Below are 14,353 nucleotides of genomic sequence, written 5' to 3'. Positions count from 1 at the left end.
ACATACTTCCCGGGAAGCGGTTACAGATTTTCAATATGTTATTTTGAAGCATAGGAGTGAAAATAAGCTGTTTTTCACGAAGACTATTTCACGTGATCAATTTTACTATACCCAGGAAATGAATCAATTTGAATGGGAAATTCTACCGGAGAAAAAGAAAATTAAAGATTTTGAGGTTCAAAAAGCTAAAACTTCTTTTGCCGGAAGGGATTATATAGCCTGGTTTACTTCAGAAATACCAATTTCAGACGGGCCTTATAAATTTAGTGGTTTGCCGGGTTTAATATTGGAGCTTGAAGATACCCAGCAGCATTATGTATTTAAATTTTTCGGTCTGGAAAAACTCAATCCAAAACTTAAATACAAGATCAATCTTAAGCAATATGCTGAAACCAATAAAACTGAATTATATAAAGTTTGGAAACGATATATGGAAGATCCATGGGGGTATGGTCCCATCCCTTCTAATGTAACTATTTCTGAAGAAAACAAGAAAAAATATGCTGAAAGCTTTAAAGAAAGTTTTGCGAAAAGGAATAACCAAATAGAACTACAAAAATGAGAAGTCTTATAATCGTAGTGCTTTTACTTGGTTTAGGAAATTTGCAGGCACAGGATCAATATTCCTATAAAGCTGCTTATCAACTCGAATTCCAGGAGGATTCGACAGATGAAAATTCCATAAAATCTGAAACCGGTGTACTTTATTTAAGTGAGGAGCAATCACGATATTCCAGCTTGGGTAAAGCAGTTAAAGATTCTTTAGAAAATATGACAAATCCTGTAAGCATGAGGATGGATGAGTACAATCATATGACCGATTTTAAATACAAGATCTTCAAAAATTACAAGGAGAACGAACTTATTTTAGCCGAAAAGGTTTTTCAATATGAATTAAAATATAAACAGGATCTAAAACAGATTGATTGGGAAATTCAGCAAGAGAATAAAGAAATTTTAGGCTTTAGCGTTCAGAAAGCCACAGGTAGTTTTGCAGGTAGAAATTATATCGCCTGGTTTGCGCCAGAATTACCATTCTCCGATGGGCCTTATAAGTTTAGTGGTTTGCCGGGACTTATTTTAGAGATTTCAGATCTAAAAAATCATTATCATTTTAGCTTAACGGCATTTCAGAAATTAGCAAATCCGGTCGATAAACTATTGAATTTAGATAATTATAAAACTGTTTCTCAGCAAGAACTTGATCAGGTTCGGGACGATTATAATCGCGATCCTATTGGCACCATGCAAAAGGCAGGCATAAAATTCGGTTGGAGCGAGGAAGATGAAACTAAAACAAGAAAAGAACTAAACGAAAAATATAAAAAACGAAATAATCCAATCGAGCTTCAGCCATAATAAATCATCATCAATCAAAAAAAAATAATCAATTGGATCATTTCAGACAGATTTTCCTATTCCTGATATCGATATTTATCATTTCTGTAGGTTATTCTCAAAAAGAAATCTCGGGACAGGTTCTTGACGATCAGGATGAAAAACTGAGTGGGGCAACGGTGATGGTGAGTAAAGATTCTGTTTCTCCGATATTAGCTTATGGTATTACAGATGCGAATGGAAAATTCAAAATAGCTGTCAAAAATGAGAGTGACTCCCTGTTTTTAAAAGTTTCGTACATAGGTTTTGGTACGTTTAAAAAAACGATTCAGAATAAAGCACAGACACTGGAAGTTAAGCTTTCGCCTTCTTCAGAATCTTTAAAAGAGGTGCTCGTGAAATCTGAAATTTTGCGTCAGCGTGGCGATACGCTTAGTTTTTCAGTATCAGCCTTTAAAGGAAAAAATGACCGTGTGATCGCTGATGTTCTAAGAAAAATACCGGGTATCGATATTCGGCCAAACGGACAGATTTTTTATAGAGATGAGCCTATCCAGAAATATTATATCGAAGGTTTAGATCTGTTAGAAGGGCGTTATAATCTTGCGAATGATAACCTGTCTGCCGAGGCGGTTTCTAAAGTCGAAATCCTGGAAAATCATCAGCCGGTAAAAGTTTTGGATAGTTTGGAGTTTTCAGAGCGCGCTTCCATAAATATCAAGCTTAAAAAAGATATTACGTATAGCGGAACGGCCACCGCTGGGATTGGTGCGGCGCCTCTGCTTTGGCAAGCAAAGATAACGCCCATGATTTTCACTAAAAAACGACAGGCGATCTTTACTTATCAAAGTAATAATACCGGTAGTGATGTTTCCCGGGAGATTCGTGATTTTTCGATTAATTTTTTGGGCGATCAGTTTACGATCAATAAAACCGATTGGCTTTCGATTCAGAACATATCAGAGCCGCCTTTTTCTCAGGAGCGTTGGTTGGATAATAATGTGCATTTGGGTTCTGCAAATATTTTACAGCGTATAAAAGAGAATATAGATCTAAAACTGAATATCTCTTATCTAAATGATTACCAGCAACAGGATGGGAGTACACAAACCCGCTATTTTACACCTACAGATACGATAGATGTGATCGAGAATACCAACAACGATCTTTATGTAAGTACACTTCAGGGGAAACTAACCTTAGAAAATAATGCCGATAAAAACTACCTGAAAAATCAATTGGAATTTAACGGATTTTGGAATGCTGCACGAGGTGCTATAGATCGTCCTGATACAAAAATAAAGCAGCAGCTGGATAATCCTTTCTTCGGAATTAAAAACGATCTACGTTTGCTTAGGACCGTGGGTAAACAATTAATCACTTTTAATTCGAATACCGGATTTACAGAAAATAATCAGGATCTCATGGTGCAGCCAGGACAATTTGAAGCTATTTTTAATGATGGCGATCCATTTGGGGAAATTCAGCAATTGGTATCAGCCAGAAAAATTTATACCGATAATTCTGCCGGATTGACAAAAGCACTGGGGAAATTCACTATCTCCCCAAAATTTGGCTTTTCATTTCAGCATCAGCAGTTAGATAGCGATGTTTCCCTTAATGAGATCGACGAAGTTTTGGATGTGAATTTTAAAAATCGAACCGAATTTGTACAATCTTCGGTGTATTTTAAAAACGCTTTCAGGTTTGAAAGTAAGGATGAAACATGGAATTTGCGTTTAAGTACACCGCTTGAATTTAAAAGCTTTCACCTTGAAGATGATAATTTTGAGGATAGCAGAAATCTGGATCGTTTGGTTTTTGAACCTAATTTTTATGTAAGAAAGAAAATTTCAGCTTTTTGGGAAGCAAATGCTTCAGCAGGATTGAGTTATAATTTTGGTGAAATTCAGCAATTATATTACGGATTTTTACTGAAAGGCTATCGGAATTTAAATCGCTACAATGCACCAATTTCCGAAGAACAAAAACAAAATTATAGCGGAGGCCTACGTTATCGAAATCCGTTAAAGCAATTATTTTTAAATGCGTCTTACTCGTATGCGTATTCTGAAAATAACCTATTGTACAGTTCTAATATTGGTGAAAATGGAACAACAATTTTAGAAGCTGTGGCTCGCAATAATAGTTTCGATAATCATAGTTTCAAAGCCGGCGGAAGCAAATACTTTAGGGAACTAAAAACAACACTTAAACTAAATGCTTCATATAATTTATCAAATCGGCAACAGCTTTTAAATAATACGCTGGCCGAGGTGAATACACAAAATTTGAATCTACGAGGAAGTTTGGAAGCCGATATTTGGAGTTGGCTAATTGCGAATTATTCAGGTAATTTCTCTACTTATACTTCGGGTTTTGAAGGGAACAATTTTCAAAAAATAGAAACCCATCAACATATCATAGAACTTTATTTTTATCCTAAGGATAATCAATATTTGAGTTTGAGTGGAGAATATTATGGAAATTCGCTTTCTGAAAATGGGGATAATTATTTTGTAAACTTGGGCTATCAGTTTACTTTTAAAAAGCCCAAAATGGACTTGAATTTAAGCTGGCGAAATATTTTGAATACAGATACTTTTATAAATGCATATAACAATCAATATTATTATGTGCAGAGCAGTTATCAGTTGCGGCCTTCGCAGGTTTTAGCAACGCTAAAATTTAGTCTCTAACTAAGCATCCTTCTGGATATATTTCAAAATCTAAGCCTGAGTGAATTATAAGTTTTGTATTTCTTGAGTTTAGGGTTTAGTTTTTAATTACCACGAAATAACTGTTATACTTTAAATGCTACTTGAAAGGAGTAGTATAATAAAATTGTATGCCATTTGGCGCAACCATTTAGAAGAAAGTGCATCTAATAAATAGAACTAAGAGTATTAAATTTTAATAAATACTGAATTATGAAAAAAATCATTACGCTTATTTTAATTGGTCTCTTATTTCCAGTTGTTCCAACAGCGACGATGAAGGAGATGACTGTATTTTAGATATGCCAGTGCCTTCCTTGCATCTCAAGATAGTTGATGACTCAGGTGCTAATCTCTTTTAAAATGGGACTATTGACCCAGATAATATCAGGGTAGAAGCTGATTATTCAGAAGAACTTATTACTTTTCAATTTATTCCAGGAAATGAATTTGCAAACCCTGATGCTGAAATTAGAGTGCTGGATAATTCGATTATGTTAACAGTGCCACATAGATCATCATACGAATACACTCTTTATTTAGATGATATAGAAGAAACTATTAATGTTCAATTTGAAACAGAACAATCAAGAACAATATGTGGTACAGATTATTATACACCTGTTGTTGCTAGTTATAAGAAAGAAACTTTAGAAATAAGTGAAGTATAATAAGAGCTTAATTTTTTGGTTATTTTAGAGATATAATTAACTCTAAATAATCATTCTTAACGGGTGTATATTAAGTAAGACAAGTAGAATAAGTTAGTTATAGATATGAAAAATTTTATTTTTTAGTAATCTTGGTTTGACTTTAAATTCGTGTTATTTATTCCGAAAAAATTAATTGAAATAGAAGGAGAATAATTCTTAAGCTATCTATCGCTCTCCTCACAGGTTTCAAAAACCTGTGAGGTTTGGAATTTCTGTTTTATATTTAAGTAAATTTCAACTTATGAAGATGTTAGAAATTAAAACGGCCCTGCAAATCGCAAAATCGAAAGCTGAAGTTTATGAAGCGATTATAGATCCTGAGCACATGAAAAATTATTTTATTGCCGAAAGCTCCGGAATGATGGAAGAGGGGAAATCTATAAGCTGGAAATTTCCGGAATTTGAAGAATATGCACCGGTAAATGTTCTAAAACTACTTCCTGGTGAATTTATTTCTTTTGAATGGGAAGGAGCGAAAGATAAAATCTTACTGGTTGAAATTAGCCTTGCCGAAGTTTCTAAAACCAGTACGTTGGTAAGGATAAAAGAAGGCAAGATGAAAGCGGACGAGATGGGAATTCAGTGGTTTGGTGGAAATACCGAAGGTTGGGCGAACTTCCTTGCTTGTTTAAAGGCTTATTTGGAATATGGGATCAATCTTAGAAAAGGAGGCTTCGATTTTATGAAGAAAAAATAAATCAGTGTGATGTCTTATATAAAAGAAGCTTGTGTAGAAAGCATAGAAAAAGCTTTGGTTGCTGAAGAAAATGGAGCTGATCGCATCGAGCTCTGCGCAGATTTAGATGTAGAAGGTTTAACACCCTCCAAAGAATTAATCCTTTCGATTAAATCTCATTTAAATATTCCGATACGCGTTATGATTAGGCCCCGGGCTGGTGATTTCATGTATAATAATGCTGAAATTAAGCAGATGGCTAGTGATATAGCCTTTTGTAAAGAAGCCGGTGTAAATGGCGTGGTATTAGGAATTTTAAAAGAAGATAAAACAATAAATATCGATGCCGTTGAAAAACTAGCGGAAATAGGAAAACCTATGAAATTTGTCTTTCATAAAGCCATTGATGAGACTCCGGATATTTTAGAATCTGTGAAATCTTTAAGAGACTCAGGTGTGGTAAATGGTATTCTTACTTCAGGAGGAAAAAATACCGCGGCTGAAGGTGTCCTTCAACTTAAAAAAATAATAGCTCTGGCCGGTGATATGGAAGTGATTTGCGCAGGAAAAATCACATCAAAAAACCTGGAAGAATTACACCGGAAAATCAATGCTAAAGCCTATCACGGTAAGAGAATTGTTCGGGGATTGCAATAATTATTCTTCTGAATGAAATTAATAAATCCAGTTTTTAAGTTTCTGGAAAAAAGAAAAACCCGTTTCAATAAAGAAACGGGTTTTTTAATATTTGTTATGGCCGGGCCATTACATCATTCCGGGCATTCCGCCGCCCATTCCGCCTGGCATACCTCCGCCACCTTTGTCGTCTTCTGGAAGATCAACAAGGGCACACTCGGTAGTTAAGATCATTCCGGCAACAGAAGCAGCGTTTTCAAGCGCAACTCTTGTTACTTTCTTAGGATCTATAATTCCGGCTTTCATCATATCTACAAATGTGTCGGTTTTTGCATCGTAACCAAATTCTTTCTTGCCTTCAAGAACTTTATTGATCACTACAGAAGCTTCACCACCAGCATTTTCTACGATGGTTCTAAGTGGAGATTCAATTGCTCTATAAACAATTTGAACTCCGGTTGCTTCATCATCATTTTCAGTCTTGATTTTGGCAAGAACCGCTTGTGCTCTTACTAAAGCAACACCACCACCGGCAACAATTCCTTCTTCTACAGCCGCACGGGTTGCGTGAAGGGCATCGTCTACACGGTCTTTCTTCTCTTTCATTTCAACTTCTGAAGCTGCACCTACATAAAGTACGGCAACACCGCCGGCTAGTTTAGCCAAACGCTCCTGAAGTTTTTCTTTATCATAATCTGAAGTAGTGGTTTCGATCTGAGCTTTGATCTGGTTTACACGTTCTTCAATTTGCTTGTTGTCTCCAGCACCGTTTACGATAGTAGTATTATCTTTATCGATAGCTACTTTTTCAGCAGTACCTAACATATCAATAGTAGCGTTTTCTAAAGAGAATCCTCTTTCTTCAGAAATAACAGTACCACCGGTTAGGATAGCGATATCTTCTAACATTGCTTTTCTACGATCTCCAAAGCCTGGTGCCTTAACAGCAGCGATTTTAAGAGAACCACGTAGTTTGTTTACCACTAAAGTAGCAAGAGCTTCGCCATCTACATCTTCAGCAATAATTAAAAGTGGTTTTCCAGATTGTGCTACCGGTTCAAGAACAGGAAGCAAATCTTTCATAGAAGAGATCTTTTTGTCGAACAATAAAATGTACGGGTCTTCAAGATCTGCGGTCATTTTCTCTGAATTCGTTACGAAATATGGAGAAAGATAACCCCGGTCAAACTGCATACCTTCAACAACTTCTACGTGAGTTTCAGTACCTTTAGCTTCTTCTACAGTAATTACACCTTCTTTTCCAACTTTACCAAAAGCCTGGGCAATTAGATCGCCAATATGCTCGTCGTTGTTTGCTGAAATAGAAGCTACCTGCTTTATTTTTTCTGAAGAATCACCAACTTCTTTGGTTTGTTTCTCCAAATCTTTAGTGATTGCAGTTACAGCCTTATCTATACCTCTCTTAAGGTCCATTGGGCTTGCGCCTGCTGCAACGTTCTTAAGACCTTCTTTTACGATAGCCTGTGCAAGTACAGTAGCGGTAGTAGTACCATCTCCTGCAAGGTCATTGGTTTTAGAAGCAACTTCTTTTACCATCTGAGCGCCCATGTTTTCTAAGGCATCTTCCAGTTCAATTTCTTTTGCTACAGTCACACCATCTTTAGTTACGGTTGGTGCACCAAAAGATTTGCTTATTACTACATTACGTCCTTTAGGACCTAAAGTTACTTTTACGGCATTTGCCAATGCATCTACACCGCGCTTAATTCCGTCGCGGGCTTGAATGTCAAACTTTATATCTTTTGCCATTGTAAATTATGTTTTATCATTTCCGTGAAGACGGAAATCTAATTAATACTATTATTTATTTTGAAACTTTCCCCGGGAGTGGGGAAAAGAAGTCTTATACTATTGCAAGGATATCGTCTTCTCTCATCATTAGATAGTCTGTACCCTCAAGTTTTAATTCTGTACCGGAGTATTTTCCGTAAAGCACAGTATCACCAACTTTCACAGTCATATCGTGGTCTTTATTTCCCTTACCTACAGCTACAACTTTTCCACGTTGTGGTTTTTCTTTAGCTGTTTCGGGAATGTAAATTCCAGATGCCGTTTTAGTTTCGGCTGCTTCAGGCTCAATAAGAACCCTGTCTGAGAGCGGTTTAATGTTTAGTCCCATTTTTTTATAAATTTATTTAGGTTAATTAATCTTTGAATAAGCGACTAAGCCTATTTCTAAAATTATGCCACCCCGCTTTTACTGCCAATTACAAATAAAAAATGCCAGCTTGTCATAAGCTGGCATTTGTGAATTTTATAAAGAAAGAAGCGATTATTGATCGCTGTCAGATCCTGATTGTTGTCCTGGCATTTGTGCCGGTGGGGTAGCGGTATTTTCAGGCATTGCATCTTCGTCAAAAACCCTTGATTCGCCGTAGCTTGAATCGTCCATAATAGTTACATTAGAAAGTAAAATAAGGACTAATAAAAGTGTTGCTAAAGTCCAGGTACTTTTATCTAAAAAGTCTCCGGTCTTCTTTACACCACCTACTTGTTGTCCACTACCACCAAAAGAGGAAGATAGGCCACCGCCTTTAGGGTTTTGTACCATAATTACCACTACCAGTAAAAAGGCTACAATAACTATTAATGCTAAAAAAATCGTGAATGTACTCATTCTTGCTTTGTATTATTTTCTTGTAATTTTTCGATTGCCCGAATTTGGTCAGCAAAGAAACCACTTTTTTCGGGATTTTTCAAAATTAATATTTTATATGCCTGGATTGCCTTTTTATAATTTTTTTGTTCCAAATAAACCCGTGCTAAAGTCTCTGTCATTAACGACTCTGGCGGGGTGGTGCTTACTTCTGCCAGGTTGGATTTATTGCTGGGTTTACCCGGTTTTATTTTCGGACTTTTGGATATGAACCTGTCTATAAGTTCAAACTTTTTATGCTGAACCTCATCTTTCGGATTTTCTTCTTCCGATTCTTCTCTTTTTATAGGTTTTGCTGAAGTAAGTCGCAACCATTCTGAAAAAGAATGTGATTCTGAAGCATCAAACTCTAAAGGTTCACCCAATTTCAATTGGTCTTCAGATAAATCTTCTTCGGTTTGTTCCTTTGCTTCCACACTTTTCTCAGAAAACAAGTCGGGATCCATCACCTGTTCAGATTCAGATTGCCTCATTTTTATGGCTTCATCTATGGCCATACTTCTTTTGGCAAAAACTTCTTCCGGTTCAAAAACGGTAATATTTCGCAATTGTTCTTCCTGCTCCTGGATTTGCCTTGCAATTTTATTCTGATTAAATTCTATCGAGGTTATAAAATCAAAAAGTACACTACGATTAGTGGTATAAGCGGCAGTTTTTTTTAGTGCACTGTTGTAGCTGAATTCCTGATGCTCTTTTAAACCTTTGAGCCTTACTGCACGTGCCGCCTGGAAATACGGTGCTTTTTGAATAAGCTTTTCCAGAGCACTGGTTTGCCCGGCAGTGATTTCGGCTGGGTTTTGTAGCAGTTGTATGAATTCGTTTGCTTCCATATTACCAATCGGTTAAAGCGGCATTAAAAATATCCTGGGTTAACCTGTTGTAAATTTCATCTAAAGCAGTGGCCAACACATCACCAACTAATTGCGCATTGGCGGGATAATCGTAGTAAAAAGAAAACCGTCTTTCAAAATCTTTTTCGGGTTCCAGGGTGTTATAATAACGAACGTTTACTGCAATGGTGAGTCGGTTTTGTGCGGCCGTATTTTCAGCGGTAGCGGTAATAGGTGCTACATAAAAATCAATAATTTCTCCTTCAAAAATAAGATCGGCGTTATTGTTGGCCAGGCTTAAACTGGTTTGATTTTGAATAAGGTCCTGTAACTGTAAAGTGAAAGTCCTGTCTATTCCCGGTTCTACTAAATCGGCCTGGTTTTGAAAGAAATTCACCTGGAACGATTCGGCATCACCCGTATCTGCACCCGTAAATGAGTAAATTCCGCAAGATTGGGTGCTAAGCAGGAGCACAAAACATAAAAGAAAAGCAATTTTTTTCATAGAAGCGGGCTAAAATTACAGGTTGTATTGTTTTATTTTTCGGTAAAGTGTGCGTTCACTTATCCCTAATTCCTCAGCGGCAGCTTTGCGTTTTCCGCTATGCCTTTCTAAAGATTTTTTTATAAGTTCTAATTCTTTATCCTGCAAAGAAAGGGTTTCTTCTTCCTGGATCTCTTCTGCAAAATAATATTTATCTTTTTCTCTATTAATTTCAGATTTCGGACTGTTCTGCGGTATTTGAAGTACTTCCAGCCTTTCATCATTTAAAGCTTCTAATTCTTCTGCATCAACATCTTCCCCATCATCGTCGCCGTAAAGTTTTTGAATTAGGCTTTCGTTTTCATCCTGAACTTTTTGCGTATTCCCACTCTCCATAAGTTTTAGGGTGAGTTTTTTGAGATCGGTCAGGTCGCTTTTCATATCAAAAAGCACTTTGTAAAGAATTTCCCGTTCGTTGCTAAAATCGCTTTCTTTCTTTTTTTCTGAAATAACTGCGGGTAGATTGCTGCCAATATCAGGTAAATATTCTTTTAAACGCTCGGGGCCAATAATACGCTCCTGCTCAAGTACTGAAATTTGCTCGGCAATATTTCTTAACTGCCGAATATTCCCGCCCCATCGGTATTTTTTTAATAAACCTACCGCATCATCCTGAAGTTTAATGGTTGGCATTTTATATTTCAGCGCAAAATCTGAAGCGAATTTTCTAAACAATAAATGAATATCGTCTTTACGATCCCGCAATGGCGGAAGGTTGATTTCTACCGTACTTAATCTATAATACAGGTCTTCACGGAAGCGTTCTTTTTTAATAGATTCCTGCATATTAATGTTGGTAGCCGCGATAATGCGAACATCAGATTTTTGCACTTTGGAAGATCCAACTTTTATAAATTCGCCGTTTTCTAAAACACGCAATAATCTAACTTGTGTGGGAAGTGGTAATTCTCCAACTTCATCTAAAAAAATGGTCCCGCCATCGGCAACTTCAAAATAACCGCTTCGGGTTTGGGTGGCACCGGTAAAAGCGCCTTTTTCGTGACCAAAAAGTTCAGAATCTATAGTGCCTTCTGGAATTGCACCACAGTTTACTGCAATATATTTCCCGTGTTTTCTATGAGATAATGAATGGATTATTTTTGGAATACTTTCTTTCCCAACCCCACTTTCCCCTGTTACCAAAACCGAGATATCTGTAGGCGCAACCTGGATTGCTTTTTCTATAGCGCGGTTAAGGCGTTGATCGTCGCCAATTATTCCAAACCGCTGTTTTACTGCCTGAATTGATTCCATATATAAATCCTGTTATTTCAGAAGGAATTAATCTAGTTACTAAACCTGATTCCTTTAGACTGAATAACTATTTTTTAATTATTTTCACTATATCCAACGGCTTCACCAATTAGGGTTGCGCTGGTACAGTCATTAATTTTTACGTTTACAAAGTCACCAATCTTGTAATTCTTTTTTGGGAATACCGCCACGGTGTTTTGAGTGATTCGGCCGCTCCAGTTTTCGCTAGACTTTTTAGATTCTTTTTCAACTAAAACTTCTACGGTTTCTCCAAGAAATCTTTGCGTCCTAAAATGATTATGTTCACGCTGAAGCGCTACTATTTCGGCTAATCTTCTTTGTTTTGTTTCTGCAGGCACATCGTCTTCCAATTTACGGGCCGCCATAGTACCAGGTCTTTCAGAATATGCATACATATACCCAAAGTCATATTTCACATATTCCATTAATGATAAAGTATCCTTATGATCCTCTTCAGTTTCAGTTGGGAAACCAACAATTAAATCCTGGGAAATAGAGCACTCTGGCATTAATTCTCTTATATAGTCTATAAGTTTAAAATATTCTTCGCGGGTGTGCAGCCTGTTCATCTCTTTTAAGATTCTATCACTTCCGCTTTGAACCGGTAAATGAATATGCTTGCAAATATTGGGATAAGCGGCTACAACTTCAATTACCTCCAAAGTCATATCCTGCGGATTTGAAGTTGAAAACCTAATCCTCATTTTTGGTTGTGCTTCGGCGACCAGTCTTAAAAGTGCGGAGAAATCTGTGGCTGTAGCTTTTTGAATTTCAGAAGCATTTTTAAAGTCTTTTTTAAGTCCGCCGCCATACCATAAATAGCTATCTACGTTTTGGCCCAGAAGCGTAATTTCTTTGAAACCTTTATTCCAAAGATCGTTTACTTCCTCTACTATACTTTGTGGGTCGCGGCTTCGCTCTCTTCCCCGGGTAAAGGGTACCACGCAAAAGGTACACATATTATCGCAGCCCCTGGTGATAGAGACAAATGCTGAAACTCCATTGCTTTGTAATCGAACAGGAGAAATATCACCATAAGTTTCTTCTTTAGAGAGAAGAACATTTATTGCATCCCGGCCTGCTTCAACTTCATTTATAAGATTTGGAAGGTCTTTATAGGCATCTGGCCCAACTACAAGATCTACTATTTTTTCTTCTTCCAGGAATTTTTCTTTAAGACGCTCGGCCATACAACCTAATACGCCCACTTTCATCCCGGGATTTATTCTTTTTACTGCGTTATATTTTTCAAGCCTTTTACGAACGGTTTGTTCAGCTTTTTCTCTAATAGAACAGGTGTTTACCAAAACCAGATCTGCTTCTTCTAAGTTTTGAGTAGTATTAAAACCTTCTTTTGCAAGAATAGAAGCAACAATTTCGCTATCGCTAAAATTCATTGCACAACCGTAACTTTCAATAAAAAGCTTTCGGGTATTTTCTTGCTTAGGCTCCATTACGAGCGTGTTTCCCTGTTGTTTTTCGTCTATTGTCTTCTCCATAATTCAAATCTTCCTTTTCAGGATTAAGAAATGCAAAGATAAGGGTAAAACGAACTTCTGACAAAGTGACAGCAATATTTTTAATTTTCTCACGCAACCTTTTTGTAATTAATGCATCTATATAGAAACCAACCAGATAATTATGAGATTTTTCTACAGTTTAATTACGTTGCTTCTTCTGGCTTTAATGGCTTTGTTCACTTCTTGCGAGAAAGACGCAACCGAAGAAGAATTTTATAATGTAGCCGTTCCCGTAGTAAAGCCTATTGAAGAATTTAGGGCTATGGTTAAAATTTCTGAGCCAAGAGCAATTACCGAAGCTGGCAAGATCTATTCTTATGGAGATTATGTTTTTATAAACGATGATCAAAAAGGTGTGCATATTATAGATAACAGTGATCACCGAAACCCTGTAAAAATGAAATTTCTTGAAATTCCGCAAAATACCGATATCGCTGTAAAAGATGATATGTTATTTGCAAATTCTGCTATGGACCTGGTGGTTTTTGATATTAGTGATATGAATAATATAACACAAGCGGAAAGAATGAAAAACGTTTTTCCCAACCATAATAACCGTATTCCTGCAAGTGCATCTTTTGTAGATAGCGATAATTTTAATGCTGAAACCGAAGTAGTGATAGGTTACGTTATGGAAACCCGAAAAATTGAAATGGCAAACGATACAGAATGGTTAACTAATGATAGGGCATCTTTTTCTGAATCAGGGAATTCATCAGGCGGTTCCGGTACCGGAGGTTCTTTGGCTCGTTTCAATATTCATGAAGATTATTTATATGTAGTAGATCAAAATAATTTATCGGTTTTCAATATTGCAGGATTAAGTAACCCCGAATTATTAAAAACTGAATGGATTGGGCCAGATATAGAAACTATTTTTTATAAAGAAAATCATTTATACCTGGGAAGTTCTACCGGTATGTATATCTATAGTGTAGAAAATCCAGCTACGCCAGAATATAAATCTATGTTTAGACATATTCTTGGTTGCGATCCCGTTGTAGTAAAAGGGGATATGGCTTATGTAACTATTAGAGGAGGAAATATATGCGGGCAGGAATGGAGCCAGTTGGATGTAATAGATGTAACCGATAAGTCCAATCCGCAGTTATTGCAATCTTACCCAATGAAAAATCCTTACGGCCTTGGCGTAAAAGACGACTGGCTTTTTGTTTGCGATGGTACTGCCGGATTAAAAATATATGACACAAAAAATACCCCCAACCTGGAACTTATAGACCATTTTCAGGACATTAACACCTATGACGTCATCCCTTTAGAAGATGTGCTCTTAATGGTTGGGGATAATACACTTTTCCAATATACTTATAAAGGTAATGAGATCAATTTACTAAGCACTTTCAGCCTTAATTGATTTTATTTTGTTTGGTTTTTTAAGGATGCCCCGCAATACTGCGGGGTTTTTT

The 14,353-nt window shown here is 36.7% G+C and carries 13 protein-coding genes; 6 read left to right on the top strand and 7 right to left on the bottom strand.

What is annotated here, in order from left to right:
- The 5 genes from AACZ30_RS09155 to AACZ30_RS09135 form a co-directional block, all read left to right on the top strand.
- A partial coding sequence (locus AACZ30_RS09155) for a GLPGLI family protein (RefSeq protein ID WP_339648968.1) occupies positions 1-562 on the top strand: 562 nt, incomplete at its 5' end.
- Positions 559-1,359 carry a GLPGLI family protein gene (locus AACZ30_RS09150; protein WP_339648967.1) on the top strand — a complete coding sequence of 267 codons (801 nt, stop codon included), beginning with the start codon at positions 559-561 and terminating at the stop codon, positions 1,357-1,359. The genes AACZ30_RS09155 and AACZ30_RS09150, both read left to right, overlap by 4 nt.
- 32 nt (positions 1,360-1,391) lie before the next feature.
- Positions 1,392-4,037, top strand: a complete 2,646-nt coding sequence (locus AACZ30_RS09145; protein WP_339648966.1) for a carboxypeptidase-like regulatory domain-containing protein — start codon at positions 1,392-1,394, stop codon at positions 4,035-4,037.
- A 972-nt stretch (positions 4,038-5,009) separates the two neighbouring features.
- Complete coding sequence (locus tag AACZ30_RS09140; RefSeq protein WP_339648965.1) at positions 5,010-5,465, top strand: SRPBCC domain-containing protein; 456 nt, start codon at positions 5,010-5,012, stop codon at positions 5,463-5,465.
- Positions 5,466-5,474: 9 nt separating this feature from the next.
- Positions 5,475-6,101: a copper homeostasis protein CutC gene (locus AACZ30_RS09135; protein WP_339648964.1), complete on the top strand. Its 627-nt coding sequence runs from the start codon at positions 5,475-5,477 to the stop codon at positions 6,099-6,101.
- Positions 6,102-6,209: 108 nt separating this feature from the next.
- Here the strand turns inward: AACZ30_RS09135 and groL are convergent, their stop codons facing one another.
- The 7 genes from groL to miaB form a co-directional block, all read right to left on the bottom strand.
- Positions 6,210-7,850, bottom strand: a complete 1,641-nt coding sequence (gene groL, locus AACZ30_RS09130; protein WP_093304967.1) for a chaperonin GroEL — start codon at positions 7,848-7,850, stop codon at positions 6,210-6,212.
- 94 nt (positions 7,851-7,944) lie between these two features.
- Positions 7,945-8,220: a co-chaperone GroES gene (locus AACZ30_RS09125; protein ID WP_057482963.1), complete on the bottom strand. Its 276-nt coding sequence runs from the start codon at positions 8,218-8,220 to the stop codon at positions 7,945-7,947.
- Positions 8,221-8,373: 153 nt separating this feature from the next.
- Positions 8,374-8,718 (bottom strand): preprotein translocase subunit SecG, encoded by a 345-nt coding sequence (secG, locus tag AACZ30_RS09120; protein WP_075325730.1) that lies wholly within the window; start codon positions 8,716-8,718, stop codon positions 8,374-8,376.
- The gene (locus tag AACZ30_RS09115; protein ID WP_339648959.1) at positions 8,715-9,587 is read right to left on the bottom strand and encodes a hypothetical protein; all 873 of its coding nucleotides are present in this window, start codon (positions 9,585-9,587) and stop codon (positions 8,715-8,717) included. The genes secG and AACZ30_RS09115 overlap by 4 nt, the downstream gene beginning before the upstream one ends.
- Position 9,588: 1 nt before the next feature.
- Positions 9,589-10,092 carry an LptE family protein gene (locus tag AACZ30_RS09110; RefSeq protein ID WP_075325732.1) on the bottom strand — a complete coding sequence of 168 codons (504 nt, stop codon included), beginning with the start codon at positions 10,090-10,092 and terminating at the stop codon, positions 9,589-9,591.
- 15 nt (positions 10,093-10,107) lie between these two features.
- On the bottom strand, positions 10,108-11,385 hold the full coding sequence (locus AACZ30_RS09105; protein ID WP_339648958.1) for a sigma-54 dependent transcriptional regulator: 1,278 nt from the start codon (positions 11,383-11,385) through the stop codon (positions 10,108-10,110).
- A 74-nt stretch (positions 11,386-11,459) separates the two neighbouring features.
- Entirely contained in the window at positions 11,460-12,905 is a 1,446-nt protein-coding gene (gene miaB, locus AACZ30_RS09100) for a tRNA (N6-isopentenyl adenosine(37)-C2)-methylthiotransferase MiaB (protein ID WP_339648957.1), read from the bottom strand.
- Between the two features lie 142 nt (positions 12,906-13,047).
- Between miaB and AACZ30_RS09095 the strand changes: the two genes are divergently transcribed.
- Complete coding sequence (locus AACZ30_RS09095) at positions 13,048-14,301, top strand: hypothetical protein (protein ID WP_075325735.1); 1,254 nt, start codon at positions 13,048-13,050, stop codon at positions 14,299-14,301.
- The last annotated feature ends 52 nt before the right edge of the window (positions 14,302-14,353 follow it).

This window comes from uncultured Salegentibacter sp., assembly GCF_963972535.1.
Taxonomy (GTDB): Bacteria; Bacteroidota; Bacteroidia; order Flavobacteriales; family Flavobacteriaceae; genus Salegentibacter.
The sequence above is the reverse complement of the archived record's forward strand: the minus strand, read 5'-3'. Positions and strand labels throughout refer to the sequence as shown.